Source organism: Bradyrhizobium sp. SYSU BS000235 (genome assembly GCF_049747295.1).
GTDB lineage: Bacteria > Pseudomonadota > Alphaproteobacteria > Rhizobiales > Xanthobacteraceae > Afipia.
The window spans coordinates 87359-110393 of the sequence record NZ_JBMHJM010000001.1; the positions used below are offsets into that span (position 1 = coordinate 87359).

The 23035-nt window shown below is 58.3% G+C and carries 26 protein-coding genes; 7 read left to right on the top strand and 19 right to left on the bottom strand.

What is annotated here, in order from left to right:
* Positions 1-29: 29 nt before the first annotated feature.
* The 4 genes from ACP0KA_RS00380 to ACP0KA_RS00395 are packed head-to-tail and all read right to left on the bottom strand — an operon-like array spanning position 30 to position 4596.
* Complete coding sequence (locus ACP0KA_RS00380) at positions 30-635, bottom strand: K(+)-transporting ATPase subunit C (protein ID WP_424626856.1); 606 nt, start codon at positions 633-635, stop codon at positions 30-32.
* Positions 636-646: 11 nt separating this feature from the next.
* Positions 647-2764: a potassium-transporting ATPase subunit KdpB gene (kdpB, locus tag ACP0KA_RS00385; protein ID WP_424626857.1), complete on the bottom strand. Its 2118-nt coding sequence runs from the start codon at positions 2762-2764 to the stop codon at positions 647-649.
* A 25-nt stretch (positions 2765-2789) separates the two neighbouring features.
* On the bottom strand, positions 2790-4493 hold the full coding sequence (gene kdpA, locus ACP0KA_RS00390) for a potassium-transporting ATPase subunit KdpA (RefSeq protein ID WP_424626858.1): 1704 nt from the start codon (positions 4491-4493) through the stop codon (positions 2790-2792).
* Positions 4494-4506: 13 nt separating this feature from the next.
* On the bottom strand, positions 4507-4596 hold the full coding sequence (locus ACP0KA_RS00395; RefSeq protein ID WP_213739054.1) for a K(+)-transporting ATPase subunit F: 90 nt from the start codon (positions 4594-4596) through the stop codon (positions 4507-4509).
* Positions 4597-5172: 576 nt separating this feature from the next.
* Here ACP0KA_RS00395 and ACP0KA_RS00400 point away from each other — a divergent pair.
* The 5 genes from ACP0KA_RS00400 to ACP0KA_RS00420 all read left to right on the top strand — a co-directional run bounded on the left by ACP0KA_RS00400 (position 5173) and on the right by ACP0KA_RS00420 (position 8274).
* Positions 5173-5643 (top strand): hypothetical protein, encoded by a 471-nt coding sequence (locus ACP0KA_RS00400; protein WP_424626859.1) that lies wholly within the window; start codon positions 5173-5175, stop codon positions 5641-5643.
* Positions 5644-6111: 468 nt separating this feature from the next.
* Complete coding sequence (locus ACP0KA_RS00405) at positions 6112-6408, top strand: hypothetical protein (protein WP_424626860.1); 297 nt, start codon at positions 6112-6114, stop codon at positions 6406-6408.
* A 35-nt stretch (positions 6409-6443) separates the two neighbouring features.
* Positions 6444-6881 (top strand): hypothetical protein, encoded by a 438-nt coding sequence (locus tag ACP0KA_RS00410; RefSeq protein ID WP_424626861.1) that lies wholly within the window; start codon positions 6444-6446, stop codon positions 6879-6881.
* Positions 6882-6898: 17 nt separating this feature from the next.
* The gene (gene dapA / locus ACP0KA_RS00415; RefSeq protein WP_424626862.1) at positions 6899-7852 is read left to right on the top strand and encodes a 4-hydroxy-tetrahydrodipicolinate synthase; all 954 of its coding nucleotides are present in this window, start codon (positions 6899-6901) and stop codon (positions 7850-7852) included.
* A gap of 26 nt (positions 7853-7878) precedes the next feature.
* Complete coding sequence (locus tag ACP0KA_RS00420) at positions 7879-8274, top strand: hypothetical protein (RefSeq protein WP_424626863.1); 396 nt, start codon at positions 7879-7881, stop codon at positions 8272-8274.
* Positions 8275-8370: 96 nt separating this feature from the next.
* On the opposite strand, the gene ACP0KA_RS00425 is transcribed toward ACP0KA_RS00420, so the two are convergent.
* The gene (locus ACP0KA_RS00425) at positions 8371-8592 is read right to left on the bottom strand and encodes a hypothetical protein (protein WP_424626864.1); all 222 of its coding nucleotides are present in this window, start codon (positions 8590-8592) and stop codon (positions 8371-8373) included.
* A gap of 289 nt (positions 8593-8881) precedes the next feature.
* On the opposite strand from ACP0KA_RS00425, the gene ACP0KA_RS00430 reads away from it, so the two are divergent.
* Positions 8882-10156, top strand: a complete 1275-nt coding sequence (locus tag ACP0KA_RS00430) for a PQQ-dependent sugar dehydrogenase (RefSeq protein WP_424626865.1) — start codon at positions 8882-8884, stop codon at positions 10154-10156.
* Positions 10157-10246: 90 nt separating this feature from the next.
* Positions 10247-10582: a c-type cytochrome gene (locus ACP0KA_RS00435; RefSeq protein WP_424626866.1), complete on the top strand. Its 336-nt coding sequence runs from the start codon at positions 10247-10249 to the stop codon at positions 10580-10582.
* A gap of 19 nt (positions 10583-10601) precedes the next feature.
* Here the strand turns inward: ACP0KA_RS00435 and ACP0KA_RS00440 are convergent, their stop codons facing one another.
* The 14 genes from ACP0KA_RS00440 to pstS all read right to left on the bottom strand — a co-directional run bounded on the left by ACP0KA_RS00440 (position 10602) and on the right by pstS (position 22645).
* On the bottom strand, positions 10602-11168 hold the full coding sequence (locus ACP0KA_RS00440; protein ID WP_424626867.1) for a c-type cytochrome: 567 nt from the start codon (positions 11166-11168) through the stop codon (positions 10602-10604).
* Positions 11169-11273: 105 nt separating this feature from the next.
* Positions 11274-12563 (bottom strand): PQQ-dependent sugar dehydrogenase, encoded by a 1290-nt coding sequence (locus tag ACP0KA_RS00445; RefSeq protein ID WP_424626868.1) that lies wholly within the window; start codon positions 12561-12563, stop codon positions 11274-11276.
* A gap of 250 nt (positions 12564-12813) precedes the next feature.
* Entirely contained in the window at positions 12814-13800 is a 987-nt protein-coding gene (gene pip, locus ACP0KA_RS00450) for a prolyl aminopeptidase (protein ID WP_424626869.1), read from the bottom strand.
* Positions 13790-14995, bottom strand: a complete 1206-nt coding sequence (gene pqqE, locus ACP0KA_RS00455; protein WP_424626870.1) for a pyrroloquinoline quinone biosynthesis protein PqqE — start codon at positions 14993-14995, stop codon at positions 13790-13792. The genes pip and pqqE overlap by 11 nt, the downstream gene beginning before the upstream one ends.
* A complete protein-coding gene (gene pqqD / locus ACP0KA_RS00460) occupies positions 14992-15300 on the bottom strand; it encodes a pyrroloquinoline quinone biosynthesis peptide chaperone PqqD (RefSeq protein WP_424626871.1) in 309 nt (102 codons plus the stop codon). The genes pqqE and pqqD overlap by 4 nt, the downstream gene beginning before the upstream one ends.
* A 5-nt stretch (positions 15301-15305) precedes the next feature.
* Entirely contained in the window at positions 15306-16070 is a 765-nt protein-coding gene (gene pqqC, locus ACP0KA_RS00465; protein ID WP_424626872.1) for a pyrroloquinoline-quinone synthase PqqC, read from the bottom strand.
* Positions 16067-16996 (bottom strand): pyrroloquinoline quinone biosynthesis protein PqqB, encoded by a 930-nt coding sequence (pqqB, locus tag ACP0KA_RS00470; protein WP_424626873.1) that lies wholly within the window; start codon positions 16994-16996, stop codon positions 16067-16069. Before pqqB ends, pqqC begins: the two co-directional genes overlap by 4 nt.
* Positions 16997-17135: 139 nt before the next feature.
* Complete coding sequence (gene pqqA, locus ACP0KA_RS00475) at positions 17136-17216, bottom strand: pyrroloquinoline quinone precursor peptide PqqA (protein WP_012029362.1); 81 nt, start codon at positions 17214-17216, stop codon at positions 17136-17138.
* 187 nt (positions 17217-17403) lie between these two features.
* Complete coding sequence (gene phoB, locus ACP0KA_RS00480) at positions 17404-18105, bottom strand: phosphate regulon transcriptional regulator PhoB (RefSeq protein ID WP_424626874.1); 702 nt, start codon at positions 18103-18105, stop codon at positions 17404-17406.
* A gap of 29 nt (positions 18106-18134) precedes the next feature.
* Positions 18135-18851, bottom strand: coding sequence for a phosphate signaling complex protein PhoU (gene phoU, locus ACP0KA_RS00485; protein ID WP_424626875.1), 717 nt, complete (start codon positions 18849-18851; stop codon positions 18135-18137).
* Positions 18852-18874: 23 nt separating this feature from the next.
* Positions 18875-19699 carry a phosphate ABC transporter ATP-binding protein PstB gene (pstB, locus tag ACP0KA_RS00490; RefSeq protein WP_424626876.1) on the bottom strand — a complete coding sequence of 275 codons (825 nt, stop codon included), beginning with the start codon at positions 19697-19699 and terminating at the stop codon, positions 18875-18877.
* On the bottom strand, positions 19696-20541 hold the full coding sequence (gene pstA, locus ACP0KA_RS00495; RefSeq protein ID WP_424626877.1) for a phosphate ABC transporter permease PstA: 846 nt from the start codon (positions 20539-20541) through the stop codon (positions 19696-19698). Before pstA ends, pstB begins: the two co-directional genes overlap by 4 nt.
* A 4-nt stretch (positions 20542-20545) precedes the next feature.
* Entirely contained in the window at positions 20546-21535 is a 990-nt protein-coding gene (pstC, locus tag ACP0KA_RS00500) for a phosphate ABC transporter permease subunit PstC (protein ID WP_424626878.1), read from the bottom strand.
* A gap of 99 nt (positions 21536-21634) precedes the next feature.
* The gene (gene pstS / locus ACP0KA_RS00505) at positions 21635-22645 is read right to left on the bottom strand and encodes a phosphate ABC transporter substrate-binding protein PstS (protein WP_424626879.1); all 1011 of its coding nucleotides are present in this window, start codon (positions 22643-22645) and stop codon (positions 21635-21637) included.
* Positions 22646-23035 lie beyond the last annotated feature (390 nt).

Below are 23035 nucleotides of genomic sequence, written 5' to 3' on the forward strand. Positions count from 1 at the left end.
AATCCTCAAACCGCCCGACATCGGGGGCTTTAGTTCGCGGCTGCACGATCGAGCGCCAAATTCAGCGCCAACACGTTCACGCGGGGCTCACCAAGAATTCCGGCAAGGCGTCCCTCGGTCTGATCGTTCACGAGCTTGCGAACACTATCCTCAGACATTTTACGCGCTTTCGCAACGCGGGGCACCTGAAACAACGCGCCTTCCGGGGAGATATGGGGATCAAGGCCACTGCCCGTGGTTGTCACCAGGTCCACGGGGACCGGCATCGCGGGGTTCTCCGCCTTCAGCTTCTCGACATCTTCGGTCAGGCGATCGTTGAGTGCCTTGCTCGTCGGCCCCAGATTGGAGGCGGCTGAGCTTGCCGCGTTGTATGGCGCAGGCACGGTCTTGGTCGAATCGTTCGGATCGGCGGCCGTGGTCACGGACGGACGGCCGTGGAAGTAGCCGTCACCCTTGAACTCCTGACCGATCAGGGCCGATCCAATCGTCTTTCCATCCTTCTCGATCAGGCTTCCCTGTGCTTGATAGGGAAAGAGCGTTCCCGCGATACCGGTCATGGCCAACGGATAAGCAAGACCGGTGATAGCGGTCAATCCAATGACCATAACGAGGGCCGGACGAATTTCCTTCAACATGACTTGCCTCCTCAGGCCAGATGCAAGGCGGTGACGACAATGTCGATCGCCTTGATGCCAACGAATGGGATAACGATGCCGCCGACGCCGTAGATGAGCAGGTTACGGCTCAAGAGTGCGCCGGCACCGATGGCCTTATAGGCGACGCCTTTCAGGGCGAGCGGAATCAGGGCGATGATGATGATCGCATTGAAGATGATCGCTGAAAGGATCGCACTCTGCGGGCTTGAAAGATTCATGATGTTCAAGGCCTGCAGCTGCGGATAGAAGGCGAGGAAGATCGCGGGAATGATGGCGAAATACTTCGCCACGTCATTGGCGATCGAGAACGTGGTGAGAGCACCACGGGTCATCAGCAATTGCTTGCCGATCTCCACGACTTCGATCAGCTTGGTCGGATTCGAATCAAGGTCGACCATATTGCCGGCTTCGCGCGCCGCCTGTGTGCCGGTATTCATCGCCACACCGACATCGGCCTGCGCCAGCGCCGGTGCGTCGTTAGTACCATCACCGCACATGGCAACGAGCTTGCCCTTCGCCTGCTCATCACGAATGAGCTTCAGCTTGTCTTCAGGCGTCGCCTGAGCCAGGAAGTCATCGACCCCTGCTTCCGCCGCGATGGCAGCAGCCGTCATGGGGTTATCGCCGGTGATCATGACCGTGCGGATACCCATGCGGCGCAGTTCGGCAAAGCGTTCGCGAATCCCGCCCTTGACGATATCCTTCAAATGGATGACGCCCAGCAGCTTTCCATCGCGCGCGACGGCAAGCGGCGTGCCGCCCGACTTCGCGATCTCATCCGAAATCGCTCGGATCTCCCGCGCGACATCCGTATCGGCCGAAGGAATCACGCGGACGGCACTGCCTCCTGCAGCAGCCAAGGTTCGAGGTACCGGGCCGCTGACATAAGCCAGGATCGCATCGACCGCGCCCTTACGGACCGACGAGCCGCCGGCATCGACACCGCTCATACGCGTCTGCGCGGTGAACGGAATGAAGGTCGCTCCGAGTTCAGCCATGTCACGGCCGCGGATGCCGTATTTTTCCTTGGCAAGGACCACAATGGAGCGTCCTTCCGGCGTCTCGTCTGCAAGCGAAGCAAGCTGTGCAGCGTCAGCAAGGTCTTGTTCGGTCACTCCGGTCACCGGCCGGAATGAGGTCGCCTGACGGTTGCCGAGCGTGATCGTGCCGGTCTTGTCGAGCAACAGCGTGTCCACATCACCCGCCGCTTCCACCGCACGGCCGGACATCGCCAGCACGTTGAAACGCACCAGACGATCCATGCCCGCAATGCCGATTGCAGACAACAGCGCACCGATCGTTGTCGGGATCAGCGTCACGAACAGCGCAACGAGCACGATGACCGAGATCGATCCCCCGGCATACGCCGCATAGCTCGGAATCGTGACGGTCGCGAACACGAAAATGATCGTGAGGCCGGCGAGAAGGATATTGAGCGCGATCTCGTTCGGCGTCTTCTGGCGTTCCGCACCCTCAACCAGCTTGATCATACGGTCGATGAATGTCGAGCCCTGAGCCGCAGTGATGCGGACGCGGATCCAGTCCGACAACACCTGGGTGCCACCCGTTACGGCGGAACGATCGCCACCGGATTCACGGATCACAGGGGCGGATTCGCCGGTGATCGCCGCTTCGTTCACGGAGGCCACGCCTTCGATGACTTCGCCATCCGACGGGATGGTGTCACCGGCTTCCACCAGGACGATGTCCCCGACTTTCAGGCTCGTGCCCGGAACCATGCGATAGGTCAGATCCGAACCGGTCAGGAGCTTAGCCTGGGTCTCAGTCCGGGTCTTCTTCAGAGACTCGGCCTGGGCCTTGCCCCGTCCTTCCGCAACGGCTTCCGCGAAATTTGCGAACAACACCGTGAACCAGAGCCAGAGAATAATCTGGAAGGCGAATCCGAGGTCTTCTCCACCGCTTAAAAGATTGCGGATGAAAATGACCGTCGTCAGCGCCGCGACAACTTCCACCACGAACATGACCGGGTTCTTGACCATCGCCCGAGGGTCGAGCTTGGTAAAAGAAGCGCCGATCGCGGGAAGAACGATCTTCGGATCGAGCAAGGCAGAGCCCGCGGTCCGCTTCTGTGGGTTTAACGTATCCATGGATGTAACTCCGAAATGATATCGATCAGAACAGGGTGTTCGCATTCATCGCGAGATGCTCAACGATCGGCCCCAGCGCGAGCGCGGGGAAGAACGTGAGACCGCCGACGATGAGGATCACACCCACAACTAGTCCGACGAACAGAGTGCCTGTGGTTGGGAACGTGCCTGCCGAAGCCGGGATCGACTTCTTCTCGACGAGCGAGCCGGCAAGCGCCATGGCCGGCACGATCATGAAGAAGCGACCGACCAGCATCGAGCAGCCGAGCGTCAGGTTGTAGAACATCGTATTGCCGGTGAGACCGCCGAAGGCTGATCCGTTGTTCGCGGTGGCTGAGGTGAAGGCATAGAGCACCTCCGAGAAGCCATGCGGACCGGCATTCGCCATTGAAGCAACAGCCGACGGCAGCACGACAGCGACTGCGGTCCAGCCGAGATACATCAACGGCAGGATCAAGATCGCGAGCATCGCCATCTTGACCTCACGCGACTCGATCTTCTTGCCGACATACTCCGGCGTACGGCCAACCATCAGGCCGGCGACGAAGATCGACAGAACGACGAACAGAAGCATGCCGTAAAGGCCTGCGCCGACACCGCCGATGATCAATTCACCGAGCTGCATGTTGATAAGCGGGATCATGCCACCGAGCGCGGTGAACGAGTCGTGCATGGCATTGACAGCACCGCAGGAGGCTGCGGTCGTAACCACGGCGAACAGAGCCGAGGCAACGATGCCGAAGCGGACCTCTTTGCCCTCCATATTGCCGCCGGTCAGGCCGAGATTGCTCAGGATCGACGTCCCTGAGGCTTCCGCCCAGTAGGTGACGATCACGCCGGCGATGAACAGCACACCCATGGCGGCGAAAATCGCCCAACCCTGTCGTTGATTGCCGACCATCCGGCCGAACACGTTGGTCATCCCCGCGCCGATCGCGAAGATCAACGCCATCTGAATGAGGTTCGTCAGGGCGGTTGGGTTCTCGAACGGATGAGCCGCGTTGGTGTTGAAGAAGCCACCGCCGTTGGTTCCCAGCATCTTGATTGCGGCCTGGGATGCGACCGGTCCGACGGCGATCGTCTGCTTGGCGCCTTCCAGCGTTGTAGCACCAACATAAGCGCCGAGCGTCTGGGGCATTCCCTGCCAAACAAGAATCAGGGTGGCAACGACACAGATCGGCAGAAGGATGTAGAGCGTCGTCCGCGTCAGATCGACCCAGAAGTTTCCGACCGTTCGCACGGATGAGCGGGCGAAACCGCGGATCAGCGCCACGGCGATGGCAACGCCAGTCGCGGCCGATACGAAGTTCTGAGATGTCAGACCCATCATCTGGGTCAGATAAGACATCGTGGTCTCGCCGCCGTAGTTCTGCCAATTCGTATTGGTGACAAAGCTCACCGCTGTATTGAACGACAGATCCGGCGCAACAGCCGCCTGCTCTGCCGGATTGAAGGGCAACCCAGCCTGAAGGCGCATCAGCGCATACAGAATGACGAAACCACCGATCTGGAAGAACAGCATCGAGATCGCATAAGTGAGCCAATGTTGCTCCCGCTTCTCATCGACGCCCGCGACCCAGTAAAGACCGGCCTCGATGGGACGAATAACCGGCGAAAGAAATGTTCGTTCGCCGTCGAAGACCTTTGTCATATAGCCGCCGAGCGGCCTTACGAGCGCGACAATGATCGCGCAAAACAGCAGAATTTGAATCCAGCCAATGAAAGTCATGATTGTGCGCCTCTCAGAAACGCTCAGGCCGCAACAGAGCGTAGGTCAGGTAAAACAGCAGCCCTGCGGAAACGAGGCCGGCAAGTGTGTAATCGAAGATCATGGTCGCTCTCCTCAGAGTCGATCGCAGGCGTAGGCGTAGCCCACGGCCAACGCGAAGAAGCCCAAACCGAGGGCCAGCATGATGAAGTCCAGCATTGGAATGCTCCTTGCGGCACGACGACAGCATCAAGCGATCGGTGCACTATCGGGCGTAAACTCTCGGCATCTCAAAACGCGGGAATCCCCGCGCTTTTGTGCAACGATGGAATGGCAGCCGGAGCATAGGTTTTCGAGATAGGAGCGCCCGCGACGTTATAGGAATCCCATAAAGACGCCTGCCCTCGCGCCCTGAGTCATCGCCAGAAAAGACGTGTCAAGCCGCTGCAATTCATGAGGTTTTCGCTAAATCTCGTTTGCCACCACGTTTGTCGTGAGCCCGCCCATCACAGAAATATGCGACAGATGACAACGGACGTTCGGCCGTTATTGGTACGGGCCATCCGCTCATGGCGCCGGTACACTTATACGGCGGCTATATCTTCGCTGTTGTTTCCCTCTCGCATTCAAATGGCGCTTTGCACACTTTGAGCTTCGATCGCGTTCGCGCGCTCGACTTGCAGTAGGAAGGTGCAAAGCGATGTTCTATCACGCCAGCCGAACCAAACGGCTCATCGCGATCACAAACCGACTGTGCGACGCCAATGGTCTCACGGACGATCTTGTGACGACAATCGCGACGGAAGCCTGTCGTGGTGACGAAAACGATCGGGACGACATCCCTGTCCAACTGCAAAAACTGATTGCCGCAGGCGCATGGACAGATGCAGGACTTACGCTGATCGCAGACAAGTTGCCGCAATGGAAGCTTCGCCGCCTCGTTTATGATGAAGGTCAGTGGCACTGCGCCCTCTCCCTCCAGCCTGACTTCCCCGAATGGCTCGACGATGCGATCGAGACCCATCATTGGGACCTCTCACTCGCTATCCTGAGCGCGGTCGTCGAAGCGCTCCGACAATCGCCGGAAACACCCAAGGCGGCTCGCAAGCCGACAGTGCCCCGGGTCCGGACACCGCGTGATGAGACGGTTCTCTGCGAAAATTTCGCCTGAGCATTTAACTCGTCTCATCGCTAAGTGGGGGCGCAATGGCACAATCGCCGAATATGCCAAACGACACGCGATCTATGCAGGTCCTCGTCCGATTTTTCCTGAGGATCGCCGTTCTCAGCGTTTTCGCAGCGCTTGGAAGCGTTTCCTTCACCAGGAGCATGGCCGCCCTGCTCTGGTTATCCGCGATCCTCTGTGTGGTCGCCGGATCGTTACGAAGAGAGACGTTATTCGACTCCGCTCTCACGCACTGGGATGAAGGCGTGGCCTATGCTGCGCTCTATTGTCTCACATCTGCTTTCAACAGTGCAGCAGCGTCGTAAAACGATGGCTTGTTTGCCCTTGCAGCACCCCGCTTATGTTTTCCCTATGAAATCGCACAGACTCCGCTCTCGAAATCATATGCCTTGGAGCAGACATTTCTCGCGTGAACAGAGATCGCTCCGATTCACGTTACTCAGGAGATAAACCGTGAAGCAGACTGAACCTCCCTCGTGTAGCTCGTCACTCGTTTTCATCGGCAAGAACAGCCGAGGCAACTGGGTTGCACAGGAAAAAAATGGACTCTTTGGTGGCCTGTTCGTGAATCGCGCTGAGGCTGTCCGATATGCCCTCTTCGAAAACGGCCATCATCCCGAAGCGATCGTGTCGACGCCATACGTCCTCGAGCTCGACATTTCCGGCCGTAACGTCAACCGACCCGAGCTTGCAATCGCAAGCAACGGCGCCTTCGGCGCCCAGGACTTGCGCCAACGGCGGGTCGCGTAACGTATCTCCCAATTCTTCTTGTTCAGGAGACATCAGTGTTTCAAACCCCTGACCTCGCTCGTGAGCAAATCGTCAGAACAATGATCGAACTGACGCGGCCATCAAGCCTTCATCGTATCGTTGTCGCGGGGAGCGACAGCGCGGACATCGATCTCGATCTCCGCCGTCGCGGATTCTTCCGTGTGACAACGATGGGCCGATGCATTCCGCGGGCTCAATATACGGTCGGCCTGATTGCAGGCCGCCATTCGCTTCAAGCGCTCGAAGCGATGCTGGCGCAGATGACGCATTTCCTGAGCACGACGGCAACGATAGCCGTCGTGATCAACTCCCGCGAAAACGGCATGAGCATGAAAATTCGCGAGCGGCTGGAACGCCTCGGATTCAGGATCGAGGCCGGCGTCAGATGCCGCGACAGCTTCGTGCTGTCGGCACGCCGGCAAAACTTCAGTCACATGGCAAAGGCCGCGTAAAACAGATGACGCTTGCAATGCATTCTCCCTCTTCCTGGCTGCGGGGTTACATTCCCGATCTTCCTACGCCGTTCGACAGTATTCACGAAATCGATCTCACATCGTTTCGTCAGCTGTGCGAACGGCAGATTGCAGCCGGCGCAACGGCTCTCGTGGTCGGCGAGCTTACCGGCGAGGATTCGACACTCAGTCCTGCCGAGCACTCAGCCCTCGTCCGCACAGCGGTGCAAGCCGCTTCCGGGCGCGCGGCGGTGATTGCGGGGGCCGGATCGAATTCGACGAGCCAGGCGATTGAGCTGACCAAGCAAGCGGAGGCAGACGGGGCTGACGCGGTCTTGTCTGTTGTTCCGTATTACAACAAGCCGACGCAATCAGGAATCTGTGCGCATTTTTATGCCATTGCAGACTCCACTGCGTTACCGATTGTTCTGCATGATGTCCCTTCCCGAACGGTCCGCGACCTGTCCGACGACTCCATCACGCAACTTGCCGAGTCACCGCAGTTTATCGGCTTGAGAGATGCCACGGGGGATATCACGCGCCCGCTGCGGTTACGATCGCTGCTGAGACCCGAATTTCGGCTCCTCTCAGGAGACGATACGACCGCACCGGCATTCCTTGTCCATGGCGGGGACGGCTGTGTCTCCATGACGTCGAATGTGGCGCCCGACCTCTGCCAGCAGATGTACCGAAGCTGCCGACAGGGAGAGCGACAGGTTGCCAGAAATCTTGCTGTGCAACTCGGACTTCTCACGGCCGCTCTGTCACGCGAGCCGACGCCCGCGCCCCTGAAATATGTCCTGAGCCTCCTTGGACTGATGTCACCTCGCGTACGCTTGCCGTTGGTTGAGCTGCCGAATGACGCGAAGAGCGATATCGCCGCAGCGGTAGAAAGCTTGTTCAAGGAGTGTGGGTTTTATCCTGTGGTTGGCCCCACGCCCAGTTTGCAGCCTTCGGCTTCAACCCTCTGAGCGCCGACTGGGCCAGAGAATTCTCCATGAACGTCAAGACCGAAATCAGCGATTGGCACTCCAGGACCGTGCGCGCCTGGCTGTTGGCGTTGCTGCGGTTTACAACGACGCTCGATGCCGATGACAAGCTCGCGGTATTTGCGGCGGCCGCCGAAATTGACAGACTCGGCGCCCGGCACTCCGGCCCGTGCGGCTTCAGGTTTTTCCATAGAACCAGCGTCGAAGTCTGCGCAGCCGTCGAAAACCCGCGGCAGGCGGGCAGTATCGCAGTGCTGCGCCGTCATCTCGAAAGGATCAAGGATGAACGCATCAAGCGCGCGTTCGTGGCCGTGCTCGAGCTCGAAGAAGCAACCACCAAGCCCAAGATCAGGTCCATCAAGGCAAGATCACGCGATGATCTATGGAAGGGTCTTCGCTGCTGAATGCAGCTTGACTGGCTCGCGGCCATCTCCTGCGATCCCGCCGTCGCGATCGTACGGCGCGCAATGCCGGCAAAAGCCCCGCATCATCAGCTCACGCTAAAGCCTTCGGCTCTGCGATTTGATGATGACCTCGTGCATCCAATGCAGAAAGCGACCAATTTGATTCAATGTATTGCGCACATGGACCTGCAGGCGCTTAAACTGCACATCCCGTGAATGATAGACGATCGGCTCTTGGTTACGGGTAATAAGATACGCACGATAATCATCGTCGCTGATGTCCCGGTACTTTCCTGCACCCGGGTGAAGGATAGCCATCTTCAGTCTCCCAACATCCGCCGCAGCACGCAGACTGCTCTGTGTCAGAAGGTGCGAAAACGGTCATAGGAAATCGAGACGGTCCGTCAGGCGACTTCATAAAGGCGACATAAAAGAAGCGACGGCGAACGCGCGCGCCGAAAATCACAATCGTGCGATGTCCACTTCCGACAATGTTGCGCCGCCAAAGAATTTTTCTGAAGCGCTTTGATCTTGCGCAGTTCCACGGCTTCGCTAGGCTTGTGAATGTAAAACTTCAAAAATCGGGCTCCACCGGGAGGATAAATCAATGTTTTACGCTGCTAAATTTCGTGCTCTCAGTTCAGTTGCTGTTGCCGCGTTCCTGTGTGCATCCGCAGTTTCCGCGTCTGCCCAGCCTTCGGATAACCTAGATAAGCTCGGCGCATTCAAGACCACCGGCGTTACCGACATTCCCACCGTTCCTCAGACCGGCCGCAAGGTTGACGCGATCAAGGCCAACCTTGCGAAGGTCAAGCTTCCGCCAGGCTTCAAAATCAGCCTCTATGCTCTCGTACCCGACGCGCGGCATATTGCCGTCGGACCGCAGGGCGTGGTTACCTTCGTGGGCACCCGCAAGAACAAAGTCTATGCCGTGACAGACCGCGGCAAGGCAGGCTTTGCCGAGGAAGTGAAGGAATTCGCCCCCTCAGTGAAGTTTACAATTCCGAACGGCGTCTGCTTCTCGAAGGATGGCGTCCTCTATATTGCGGAGCAGAATCGGGTCCTCAGCTTCCCTGCAGCCGAATTTTTCTACGAGAGCCCCGACATTGCCGTCGGGCAAGTCGTGCCTCAGGGCGAGCTTATCCCGAAAGAAGACGAGAGCTTCAATCACACTGCGCGAGTCTGTCGCATCGGGCCGGACAACAAGCTGTATATTACCCTGGGACAACCCTTCAACGTCCCTGCAAAGGACAAGCTTGAGGGATTTGCCAAGGCCGGCATCGGTGGCATCATCCGAATGGATCAGGATGGCAAGAACCGTGAGGTTTTTGCGGGCGGCATCCGAAATTCGGTCGGTATGGACTTCAATCCGAAGAACGGCCAGCTCTGGTTCACGGATAACCAGGTCGACGGTATGGGAGACGGCATTCCCCCCGGCGAGCTGAACCGCATCACGCAGGCCGGTCAGAATTTCGGCTTCCCGTATTACGGCGGCGGTAAGGTCCGCACCGTCGAATACAAGGCCGATACGCCACCCGCGAACGTGGTCTATCCCGAAGTCGAGATGGACGCCCATGCCGCCGACCTTGGAATGAGCTTCTATACCGGCAAGTCATTCCCGGCGAAGTATCGGGGCGGCATCTTCTCCGCCCAGCATGGCTCGTGGAATCGCACCGAGCCGGTCGGCGCCCGCATCATGTTCACCCCCTTGAAGGCTGACGGCAGCGCCGACAAGACCGAAGTCTTTGCGTCAGGCTGGCTGACCTCCGACGGTGAATATCTCGGACGCCCCGTCGATGTGGAGCAGCTGCGTGACGGCTCCCTGCTCGTCTCCGACGATCTCGCAGGTGCGCTCTATCGCATCACATACAACGGGAAGTAGAACTCTACACTTACACATTCTGCCGTGAGCTCACCCGCTCACGGCAGAATTTTCTCACTTCGGTGCTAATCAGCTTCAGAGGACAACGAGATGACCGGACGGCAGCTTTCTTTTCCACTACTGCTGATATCCCTAAGTCTCGCTGTGACCTCGGCTCATGCCGACGGTGATGCCAAGGCTGGCCGCAAGAAAGCCCAGCAATGCGCGCCCTGCCACGGGATCGACGGCCTGTCCAAGATGCCCGTAGCTCCGAATATCGCAGGCTCGCCTGCCATGTACCTGGAAAAGCAGCTCAAGGCCTTCCGCTCCGAAGAGCGCAAGGACGAGACCATGTCTGTGGTGGCCAAGCCCTTGTCCGACAATGACATCGCGGATCTGGCGGCCTGGTACTCGGGGCTAACCGTCGACGTGACGCTGCCGCACTGATCTCCCCGGACGAAGCAAGCTAGCGAACGCGCGCCAGATAATAAGCAAGGTCGACGATTTGCTCGTCGGTCACCGGCTGAAGCACCTCGGCCATGGTCGCATCGTAACCGTGGCGGCTGTTGTCCTTGTACTCCCGCATGGTTTTGACGAGGTAGTCCTCACGCTGATTGCCGATCCGCGGCACGTTCTCCTGTCCGGAAAAGTCCGGCGTGTGGCAAACGTTACAACGGTGCTGTTGAACCAGTGCCAGTCCCCGCTGCATGCGTGCGGGATCGCCGGCGTCCGCCGGTGGCGTGGGCTTCGGCAGGGTGCCGATGTAATCCGAGAATGTCCGCAGATCATCGTCGGTCAAATCCTTCGCCATCTCGTTCATGATGTCGAAGGTCCGCAATTTCTCACGAAACATATAAAGCTGGATCAGCGCGTAAGCCGGCCGCTGCCCACCCAGTGATGGCGTGTTCTCGGTCTCGGACGTCCCCTTCTCTCCATGGCACGCAAGACACGGTGCGACACGATCCTGAAATGAGTCGGCTCGGGCAGCCATCGTTGCAAGGAGGAACGCAAGAACAGTCAAGGGAATACGCATCGGCCAATCCAAATTTTGTAAGCGCAGAAGCTATAGAAGCGAAATGCGAAAAGAAAAAGTCGGGAGCAGCTCTACGCTCCCGACTTCATTGTTTTCATGCGCCGGTTACTTCGAAGCCGACTTCTGCTTGCCGTAGCTGACGCGGTACACCGCGCCGTTCCAGTCGTCCGAAACCAGCAATGATCCATCCTTCATCTGCTGCACGTCCACGGGACGGCCGAGATACTTGTTGTCTTCGATGAAGCCGGTCAGGAACGGCTCAACCGACTTTACGGTGCCGTCCTTGTTCAGTTTCACCGCAACAATGTCTCCGCCCTCTTTCTTGCTCTTATTCCAGGAGCCGTGGCGCGCAACGAAGATCGTGTTCTTATAGCTGCTCGGGAACATGCTGCCGGTGTAGAACCGCATGCCGAGGGAGGCCGTGTGCGGGCCCATCAAGCCGACAGGTGCGGTGAACTGGCTGCAGGACTTGCCCCAACCGAACTCTGGATCGGTGAAGTTGCCCTGGTAGCAGTAAGGCGCGCCGAAATCTTCGCCGGTCTTGGCGACGCGATTGAGCTCGTCCTGCGGAATGTCTTCGGACAGCCAGTCACGGCCGTTATCCGTGAAGTAGAGCTGCTTGGTCTCGGGATTCCAGTCGAATCCGACCGTATTGCGAACGCCTTTTGCGATCACCTCTGCGCCGCTGCCGTCGAGATTGATGCGCCGGATCTGGCCGTGTGCGTCGTCATGAAGCACGTTGTTGCCCGGCTGACCGATCGGCACGTACAGCTTGTTGTCGGGACCAACCGCAATGAATTTCCAGCCGTGGGCCTCGTCCTTCGGCAGGTTGTCGTAGATCATCGTCGGCTTCGGCGGATTTTCGAGATTGTCTTCCACCTTGTCGATCTTGGAGATCTTCGACAGCTCGGCGATGTAGAGCGTGCCGTTATGGAAAGCGACGCCATTGGGACGATAGAGACCGGACGCAAGGACCTTTACGGTCCGCTTCCCGTCCTTGTTGGTGATCGCATAGACCTTGTCGACCAGACGGCTGCCGACGAAGACCGTACCCTTGTCACCCTGTGCCATCGAGCGGGCATTCGCCATGCCGGAAGCGTAGACTTCGACGTTGAAGCCTGCCGGGACCTTGAGCTTTGCAGTCGGCAGCTTATCGGCAGCCGCCGGAATAGGAGGCGCGGCAACTGGAGCCAGCTTGGCCGCTTCAGGGGTGTCAGGCCGCCCAATCAGCGGCGACCCCGGAGGAAGTGCGGGCGCAGCAGCTGGGGCTGCAGCCGGTGCCGGCGCTACGGCGGGTGGACTGGCTGGCTGCTGGCTGTTTGCTGCAAATGCGAACACGCCTGTAAAGACACTCGCGAGCAACACGCTACGCGAAACAGACGAAAACACTTTCATATACTTCCTCCCTCTTCAAAGCTTATTAGAAGCCGATGCTTGCGCCGCGCACTCTCCAAATTTCCAACGTGCTTTGCAATCAGAAACTCTTATGTGCCTGCTGGTGCGGTGGATCTGACGTTCGTATCAGAATTAACCGCGAATCCATCATACGAACGTCAGATCCAAAACCGCACTAGGTTCATATTTTTGCTAGTGTCCCTTAGGTTCTGACATTCGTAAACGAGCTAGCCGCAAGCTGATACGAATGTCAGAACTGGGACACTAGCTCCGCAATTGCGGTTGCGACGGCATCCCTTATGCCCGGATCGTAAAGGGAATGCCCGGCCGCATCGACAATACGCAAGCTTGCATCAGGCCACACCGCTGCCAACGCGTGCGCGGTGTTGGGCGGGCACAAAAGATCATAGCGCCCCTGCACGATGAGCCCGGGAATGCCTTTCAGTTTGCCTGCATTTGATAAAAGTTGTCCCGGCTGCATGAAGCAGTCGTTGCGGAAGTAATGCGCTTCCATGAATGGCGTCGACGGTAATGCGCGAGAACTGTTGTTAACCGAATCGAGATCGAGCCGCGCTTTCGCTGGCTTGAGGTCGGAAAGAATCCGCTCCGTGTCATGCCAAGCGCGGGCTGCCGGTCCATGAATTGCGCGATCGGGGTCAAGAATGCGGCGCCAGTAGGCATCAAGCGGCTGATCGCGCTCGTCCGGTGCAAGCAAGCTGAGAAAATCATCGTTCAAGGCGGGATAGAACCGGCGCAATCCGCCGGTGAAAGTCCATTCCAGCTCAGCGCGCGTGCCGAGGAAAGTTGCCCGCAATACGATACCGCTGACGCGGTCTGGATGTGCTTGAGCGTAGGCAAGCGCCAATGTTGCGCCCCAAGACCCGCCAATAACAAGCCAGCGCTCGATACCCAGCATCTCACGGATTGCTTCCATATCCGCGATCAGATGAGGAAGCGTATTTGCGTCGCGCGATCCCCTGGGGCGGCTTCGACCCGCGCCCCGCTGATCAAACAGCACGGCATGAAAACGTTGCGGATCGAACAGCTTTCGGTGGTCCGGCTGGCAACCACTTCCCGGCCCGCCATGCAGATACACGGCCGGAATTCCATCGACGCGGCCGACGGTCTCGACGTAGATTTCGTGACCATCACCGACCGGCAGATGCCTCGTCGTCAGGGGAGCAAATGGATCAGCCTGTTTGCCGGACGGCACTGCCTCTCCGGCGTCAGCTGCCATGGACATCTTCCGTTTCCAGCGTGCCGCCGGCGAAGTTACGATAGATAAACCGGCGATTATCCTCCGCGGACTCCGTCAACGCCGCCTTGAAAATTTCCTCGTGAACCGGAGACAGTGCGCAGGCCGGATCGGTGTTGCCGGCATTTCCAGTCAACGCAAAAGCCTGACAGCGGCAGCCACCGTAGTCGATCTCCTTGTACGCGCAGCTCTGGCAGGGTTCGGGCATCCAGCCCGTGCCGCGGTAGCGATTAAAGGCCTCGGAGTTCTGCCAGATCCAGGCCACCGAATGATCGCGGACGGACTCAAAATGCAGGCCCGTAATCGTCTCGGCCGCATGGCAAGGGAGCACCTTGCCCGACGGCGAAATATTGAAGAACTGCCGCCCCCAGCCGCCCATACACTTCTTCGGTCTTAGCGCATAGTAGTCCGGCACCACATAGTCGATGGCGAGAATGCCCTTCAGCCTTTCCTGCGCTTCCTCGACAACCCGTGAAGTCTCTTCGATCTGCTCCATGGTCGGCATCAATGCGGCGCGATTTTTCAACGCCCAGCCGTAGTATTGGACGTTGGCGACCTCCAGCCGATCAGCATCGAGATCGACCGCCATCTGGATGATTTCGGGAAGCTGAAACAGGTTTTGGCGGTGCATCACCGCATTGACCGTCAGCGGCAGGCCAAGCTGCCTCGCCCATCCCGCAGCCTCGATCTTTTTCGCATGTGCGTTCTTCAGCCCAGCAACACGATCAGCAACGACGTGTTCGCTGCCCTGAAAACTGATCTGGACGTGCGACAATCCGGCATCCGCCAGCGCTGCGAGCTTGTCTTTCGTCAACAGCACGGCAGACGTAATCAGGTTGGAATAAAGCCCAACGTCCGTTGCGTGCTGAATCAGCTCGGCCAGGTCTTTCCGCGCCGTCGGCTCACCGCCGGAAAAATGGATTTGCAACACCCCGATCTGGGCAAGTTCGCTCAGAACTCGCTTCCACTCCTCGGTCGAAAGCTCACCGGCGTTGCGTTCAAGCTCGACGGGATTGGAGCAATAAGGGCATTGCAACGGACAGCGGTGCGTAATTTCCGCCAAAACAGCCAGCGGAATGCCAAAGGTCTCCGCCTGCGACCTGCGCGTCTCCAGGACCGCCAATCCGTCAGCAGGATCGGCGTGGACGGGGCTCGCGTCGGTCAGCGTCGGACTCATGATTTTGTGTCCTGTGCTTCGGCCAAAAATCCCTTCTCCGCAAGGTCCTTCAACATGGCGATCACATCGGTGGCGATCAGCACACGATCAGCAACATACTTTTCCGCCAGCGTATCAATGATTGCATCGACACTCCGAACGCCATCGCACAGCTGGAGGATCTCGACCGCAATGTCGTCGGGAGCCAGCACGCGCTCCGGGACCAGGATCACCCATCGCTGCCGTGTCTCATCGAAACGCAGCTTCGCGTGCCGGGCCAGCACCGGGTGACTACCTTCAGTTATGTCGATCAGACGATTTCGCAATGGCTTCAATCCTGTTCCGGCACAAAGGCCCCCGGCGGTATGTGGCCGTCGACATAGGCGTGATAGAGCGCATCGAGCTGAACCCACAGCACATTGGTCTTGAAGATGAGTGCATTGCAAACCGCCTCACGCTGTTCCGGCGTGGTTGCATGCACCTTGACGAAATCGAGCGCGAAATTGGCGTCACGCGGGGCCTGTTCCAGGCGCCGCTTGAAGTAGCTCATGATGTTCGGATTGACGAAATCGTAGTGCGCGAGCATTCCGGAAATGCGCTCTTCATGGAGGTTCGGCGCGAACAATTCGGTCAGCGACGATGCGATCGCTTCAAGCGGTGTCTTGTCCCGGACGAAATGGACATAGGCGTCCACCGCGAAACGCGTTGCCGGAAGAATCCCCTCGGCCGACTCCACATAATTGCTGTCGAGGCCAAGCCCTTCGGTCAGCTTGAGCCAGCGTTCGATACCGCCTTCGGTGCCGAAATTGCCGTCGTGATCCTCGATCCGATGCCGCCATTCCAGGCGGATATTGCGGTCGCGAAAACGGGACAGGACCACGGCGTCCTTGATGGGAATGGAGCTCTGATAATAGTAGCGATTGAGCGCCCAGGCCTGCACCTGCCCCTTGTTGAGCTTGCCGCCGTGCAGCAACCGGTGAAACGGATGCAGGTTGTGATAGCGCGTTTCACCAATGTGCCGCAGCGCAGCCTCCAGGTCTTCCGCGCTGGCGAGTGGTGTTCCTTTTGCTAACGAAAAGGCTGTTGTCGTTCTCAAACGATAATCTCCATCCCGTCCGAGGGAATGACCCATCCGGCCTGCTCGATCTGCACGCGCTCCGCAGTCTCGGGCAGCAGCGCCAGATTGGAATTGTTGATGTGAAGAAAAACCTTACGGGCGATCCCGAGGCCGGCAAGCGCTGCGATTGCCCCATCCGCGCCTGACATGGCCATGTGTCCCATCCGCTGCCCTGTCTTGCTGCCAAGTCCTGCGGCGATCAGTTCATCATCGCGCCAGACCGTTCCGTCGAAAAACACCAGAGGCGCGTCTTTCAGACGCATCTTCAGCTCTGGGGTCATGGCGGCGCAAGCGGCAAGAAAAAAGAAGTATTGGCCACTCCGCTTGTCCGCAATCCGCAGCCCCACGGTGTCGCCCGCCTCATCGTCCACCGCAGGTGCAGCAGCGTCTTCAAGATACCAGGCACGTTTACCAGGAACGAGGAATGGCAAAACTTCCAACCCCGACGGCGAGCCGTTCGCCAACTTGGGCTCGAACGTGGCATCGAATTCGATCGGTTCGCGACGCACCCGCTCCGCACTCAGAACATTGAAGATGCTGTTGTCCCTCAGCGTCGCAAGAACGCGTTGGTGAGCGTAGATGGTAAATGGCCAACCCTCACGCAGGGACAGCAACCCCGCGACGGCGTCGACCTCGCCATTGGTCAGGATGACGCCTGCGATCGGGCTATGGCGTAATTGATCCGGCTTTGGATGAAGTTGCGGGGTCGCGATCACCTGTTGGCGCAGGTCAGGTGAAGCATTGATCAGAAACCAGTGTTTGTGGTCAGCGCTGACCGCTATCGATGCCTGCGTGGCTCGCAAGTCCGGCCGCTCAAGACGTGTGATTCGGCAGACCTCACAGTTGCAGTTCCATTGCGGGACGCCGCCACCAGCCGCCACCCCGAGAACGACAACGCGCAACATCAAAACGCCTCCGGCAATCCCGGTTCGCGGAATCCAGACCCAGACACAAACAAGGCCGGCTGCGAAAGAACTTCACCCATTGGGCGAGCCCTTACGCAAACCGGACCAATTGTCTTTTAAACTGAAGAAATTTGCAGACTTACTTGCGCGCCGCGCAGGCGTACATGTTGATTTCCATGCCAACCGGCACTTCAACAATCTTTGGAGCTTTCCAGGCCATTTTGGTTCTCCTTCCCAATTCAATCCTGCGACTGGGTTTCGCTGCCCCGTCGAGAGTCAGGTTAACACGGAGATGACCAAATGCGAGGTGCAATTTTGCCCTTCATTGGCACAAAATTGTTATTCGCCCTACCCAGGATTGCAAAGCAACATCAGACAAATGCTGCTCTGCAATAATTTTATCGAGATCACTCAGCCTTGGCGAAGCGATCATCCAGGGCGTAGCCCGCTCCGCGAACGGTGCGGATGGGATCCTGCTCCCGGCCAAGGTTCAGGAGCTTCCTGAGCCGGCCGATATGAACGTCCACGGTGCGCTCATCGATATAGATGTCGCGTCCCCAAACGCCGTCGAGCAATTGCTCCCGGCTGAAAACACGTCCCGGATGTTCCAGGAAGAACTCCAGAAGACGGTATTCGGTGGGCCCCAGATCAATCGGGCGGCCGGAACGGGCCACACGGCGCCGATCGCGGTCCAACTCGATATCGCCGAAAGCCAAAACCGTGGCGAGACGCTCCGGGCTGGCCCGTCGCAGCAAGCCCTTCACCCGCGCCAGCAATTCCGGGACCGAGAACGGCTTGACGATGTAATCGTCAGCGCCCGTCGCGAGACCCCTCACCCGCTCGCTTTCCTCGCCACGCGCGGTCAGCATGATGATGGGGATCTGCTTCGTTTCAGGCCTTGCCCTTAGACGACGGCAAAGCTCGATCCCCGACAAACCAGGCAGCATCCAATCGAGCACGATCAGATCCGGAATATGCTCCTTGAGTCTGGTGTCGGCGTCGTCCCCGCGTGCAACGGTTTCGACATCGTAGCCTTCGGCATCCAGATTGTAGCGAAGCAGCGTCGTCAACGCTTCTTCATCCTCGACGACAAGAATTCGGGCGCTCATGTCCGATCCTTCAATTTATATCCTTCCAATCAGCTGCCTGAGACAGCCGTCGCAAAACTCGTCATATCGCCTTTGGGGCGCTGATCGAGCATCTGTTGTCCTTCGATCATGTAGAAGACCGTTTCGGCAATGTTGGTCGCATGGTCCCCGATCCGTTCGATGTTCTTGGCGCAGAACATCAAATGGATGCAGAAGCCGATATTGCGCGGATCTTCCATCATGTAAGTCAGCAGCTCGCGGAACAGCGAGGTGCAGATCGCGTCGACTTCTTCGTCGCCTTTCCAAACCGCCATGGCGGCCGGCAGGTCATGCGCGGCATAAGCGTCGAGCACCGACTTGACCTGAGACTGCACCAGGTCGGTCATATGCTCGAGACCACGGATCAGCTTCAACGGATGGAAATCGCTGTCGAGTGCAGCAACGCGCTTGCCGATATTCTTCGACAAATCGCCCATGCGCTCCAGGTCGGTCGCAACCCGCAGCGAGCCGACGATCTCGCGAAGGTCGACAGCCATTGGCTGACGGCGAGCGATCGTCAATACTGCACGCTCTTCGATGGCATGCTGCAACTTGTCGATATCGAGATCAGCGGCGACCACGCGCTTGCCCAGCGCGACGTCCCGACGGATCAGAGCATCGACGGAATCCACGATCTGACGTTCCGCCAGACCACCCATCTCTGCAACGAGCCGATTAAGCTCCTGGAGATCTTCGTCGAACGCCTTGGCGGTATGATCTGTTCCCATAATAATTCTCCACGCGGTAAGCGTCAGCCGAAACGGCCGGTGATGTAGTCTTGCGTCCGCCGATCCGTCGGCGACGTAAAGATCTTGTTTGTTTCATCGAACTCGATGAGCTGGCCGAGATACATGAACGCCGTCTTGTCGGACACGCGCGCCGCCTGCTGCATGTTATGCGTAACGATCGCGATCGTGTAATTTTCCTTCAGTTCCTGGATCAGTTCTTCGACCTTTGCAGTGGAAATCGGGTCAAGCGCCGAGCAAGGCTCGTCGAACAAGATCACTTCCGGCCGCACGGCGACCGTTCGCGCGATACACAGGCGCTGCTGCTGGCCGCCCGAAAGGCTCAGGCCGCTCGCATTCAGCTTGTCCTTCACTTCATTCCAGAGCGCACCGCCACGCAGCGCAGTCTCAACGCGCCCGTCCATTTCCGACTTCGATATCTTTTCATAAAGACGGATGCCGAATGCGATGTTTTCATAGATGGTCATCGGGAACGGCGTCGGCTTCTGAAACACCATGCCGATCCGAGCACGCAGCAGATTCAGATCGAGCTTCGGGTCCAGGATGTTGGTGTTGTCCAGCATGAGCTGTCCCACCGCGCGCTGACCCGGGTAGAGATCATACATCCGGTTGAAGATACGCAACAACGTCGACTTGCCGCATCCCGACGGTCCGATGAACGCGGTCACCCGGTTCTCGCCCAGCGTCAGGTTGATATTCTTGAGCGCGTGATGCTCGCCGTAATAGAAATTCAGGTCGCGCACCGTCACTTTTGGACGCGCGTCGGGCACCGCCATCATAGATGGAGCCGGGTTTGTGGAATGACTGGTGGACACAGAAAGCTCGCTCATTTTGCTGTCCTCTCGGCGACAAGAATGCGTGCGCCAATGTTAAGGGCAAGTACGGTCAACGTGATGATCAATGCGCCACTCCACGCGAGTTCTTTCCAGTACGCATAGGGGCTTTGGACGAAGTTGTTGATGGTCACCGGCAGGTTGGCCATCGTCTTGGTCAGATCGAGGCTGAAGAACTGGTTGCTGAGTGCCGTGAACAGCAGCGGCGCAGTTTCACCCGCGACACGTGCGGTCGCAAGCAGGATGCCGGTAATCAGACCAGAGCGTGCGGCACGATATGCGATACGCTTGATCACGAGGGACCGTGGCAAGCCCAGCGCCGAAGCAGCTTCGCGAAGCTGGCTCGGCACCAGCCGCAACATGTCTTCCGTCGTGCGCAGCACAACCGGAATGACAATCACGGCGAGAGCCAGCGTACCGGCAAGCGCGGAGAACCCACCCATCGGCACAACGACCGCGCCATAGATGAACAAACCGATGATGATCGAAGGCGCACTCAGCAGAATGTCGTTGATGAACCGGATCACCGAGGTGAGTTTGTCGTGCTTGCCGTATTCGGCGAGATAAGTCCCAGCAAACAGTCCAATCGGAGCACCGATACCGACACCCAACACGGTCATGATGAGCGAGCCGACGATGGCGTTCAGCAGTCCGCCCTCAGTAGAACCCGGGGGCGGCGTATTTTCAGTAAAGAGCTGAAGTGAGAGGCCCGCAAGGCCGTTATAAAACAGAGTGAACAAGATCAGAGCCAGCCAGGTGACGCCGAACAGAGCGGCTCCCAGGCACAAAAATCTGACGATGATGTCCGAGCGGCGGCGGGATGCGTAAATCGGGTTCATGAGTTTAGCCTCCCGCCTTCTTCTCAAGGCGCATCAGCATCAAGCGAGCTCCAGCGAGCACGAAGAACGTCAGAACGAACAGCAGCAAGCCAAGCAACATGAGGCCTGATTGATGCAACCCGTCGCTTTCAGCGAATTCGCTCGCGATCGCCGCCGAAATCGTCGTTCCAGGAGCGAAGATAGAAGACGAAATGCGGAACGAGTTACCGATAATAAACGTCACGGCCATCGTCTCGCCAAGCGCGCGTCCGAGCGCCAGCATGACGCCGCCGATCACACCGACACGGGTGTATGGAATGACGACGCTGCGCACGACTTCCCAGGTCGTGCAGCCCAAGCCGTAAGCCGCTTCCTTGAGCACCGGAGGCACCGTCGCGAACACGTCGCGTGAAATCGCGGTGATGAACGGCAGCACCATGATCGCCAGGATCAACGACGCATTGAAAAGGCTGAGGTAGGACGGCGGGCCAGCGAAAATCGCTCCGAGGACAGGCACGCCGTCGAAGATCTTGATCATAAAGGGTTGAAATGTGTTGGCCAGGAATGGCCCGAGCACGAAGAAGCCCCACATGCCGTAGATGATGGATGGAATGCCCGCGAGCAGCTCAATTGCCATACCAATCGGGCGGCGCAGCCATTGGGGGCAAAGCTCCGTCAGGAAGACTGCAATGCCGATACCGACCGGGATGGCAATGCACATTGCAATGACCGATGTGATCAGGGTGCCGTAGATCGGCCCCACCGCACCGAGCACCGGCGGATTTGCAGACGGCGCCCAGCGCTGCGTCCACAGGAAAGAAAATCCATACTCCCGCATCGCAGGCCACGCGCCCGCGATCAGAGATAAAATAATGCCCCCGAGGATGAGAAGCACGCCGATCGCGCAGGCGCGCGTGGTCCAGTAGAATGCCTTGTCCCCGAATTTGAAGGCGCTCAACGCCTTGGCGCGGTCGTAAGGCCCTGCAGCTTCCATCGAAGTGCTTTGTACAGCCATCTCTGCCACGCTGATTCCCCTTGCTCTCAATGAACTCTGTTTGAAACCGCTACCCGGAGACTAAGCGGAGGAGAAGTCGCCCTCTCCTCCGCAAATGTCTTAGCTCTTGATGTCAGCCGACCAGGTCTTTTCGATCTGCTTGACGACCGTTTCCGGCATCGGAATGTAGTCGAGCTCTTCAGCCATCTTGCCGCCCTTCTCGAACGACCACTTGAAGAACTTCAGAGCTTCAGCCGCTGCAGCCTTATCGGTCGGGGTCTTGTGCATCAGGATGAAGGTTGCAGCCGTGATCGGCCAGGAAGTATCGCCCGGCTGGTCGGTCAGGATGACGTAGTAGCCAGGAGCGTGCGACCAGTCGGCGTTCGAAGCGGCAGCCTGGAATGCAGCAACAGTCGGCTGCACGGTCTTGCCAGCCTTGTTGATCATCGCGGCGTAGGTCAGCTTGTTCTGCTTCGCATAGGCGTACTCGACGTAGCCGATCGAGTTCTTGGTCTGGCCGATGTTGCCGGCAACACCTTCGTTGCCCTTGGCGCCAACGCCGGTGGGCCACTCAACCGCAGTGCCGGAACCAACCTTGGTCTTCCACTCTGCGTTTGCCTTCGACAGATAATCGGTGAAGTTGAAGGTCGTTCCCGAACCGTCCGAACGGCGCACAACGGTGATCGCATCCGTCGGCAGCTTCAGCTTCGGATTCAGCTTGGCAATCGCGGCGTCGTTCCACTTGGTGATCTTGCCGAGATAGATGTCGCCTAGCACTTCACCCGAGAGCACGAGCTCACCGGACTTGATGCCTTCGAGGTTCACGACCGGCACGATCGCGCCCATGACCATCGGCCACTGCGCCAGACCATCCTTGTCGAGCTGCTCAGCCTTCAGCGGCGCATCGGTCGCACCGAAGGTCACGGTCTTGGCCTGGATCTGCTTGATGCCGCCGCCCGAACCGATCGACTGATAGTTCAGACCGTTGCCGGTTTCTTTCTTGTAGGCGTCAGCCCACTTCGAATAGACCGGGAACGGGAACGTCGCTCCCGCGCCAGTGATGTCAGCGGCAAAAGCCGACGTCGATGCGGCCACAAGACCGGCAGCGACGATTGTTTTGATGAAATTCACAGGTTCTCTCCATCTTGTGAGCGGGCATGCGACTTCTTGAGATCGCCTCCCGAGGCCGCCTGTCTAAAGGTCCGGCATAGAGCTTTTATGGAGGTTGGATGACAGTCATATGACAGCAAACGGCGGCATCACTTAACTTGCGAGCGCCAAAATAAACATCTGAAATATATAAGAAAATACCAATATCTGGATTCGAGGGCATCGCTCGGACACCCCTCGCCATGGGAGTGTTAACGCCGTTATGTGACAAGGGAACGACGACAAACACCCGCTTCGCACGCGCCTCCTGCCAACGGGAAATCGCTGCAAAGACGCGACACGCCGCGAAGAGTCTTAACGAATGGTTACGCGTCCGGCAGGACCGATCACGTAACAAGAACCACAGCGGCA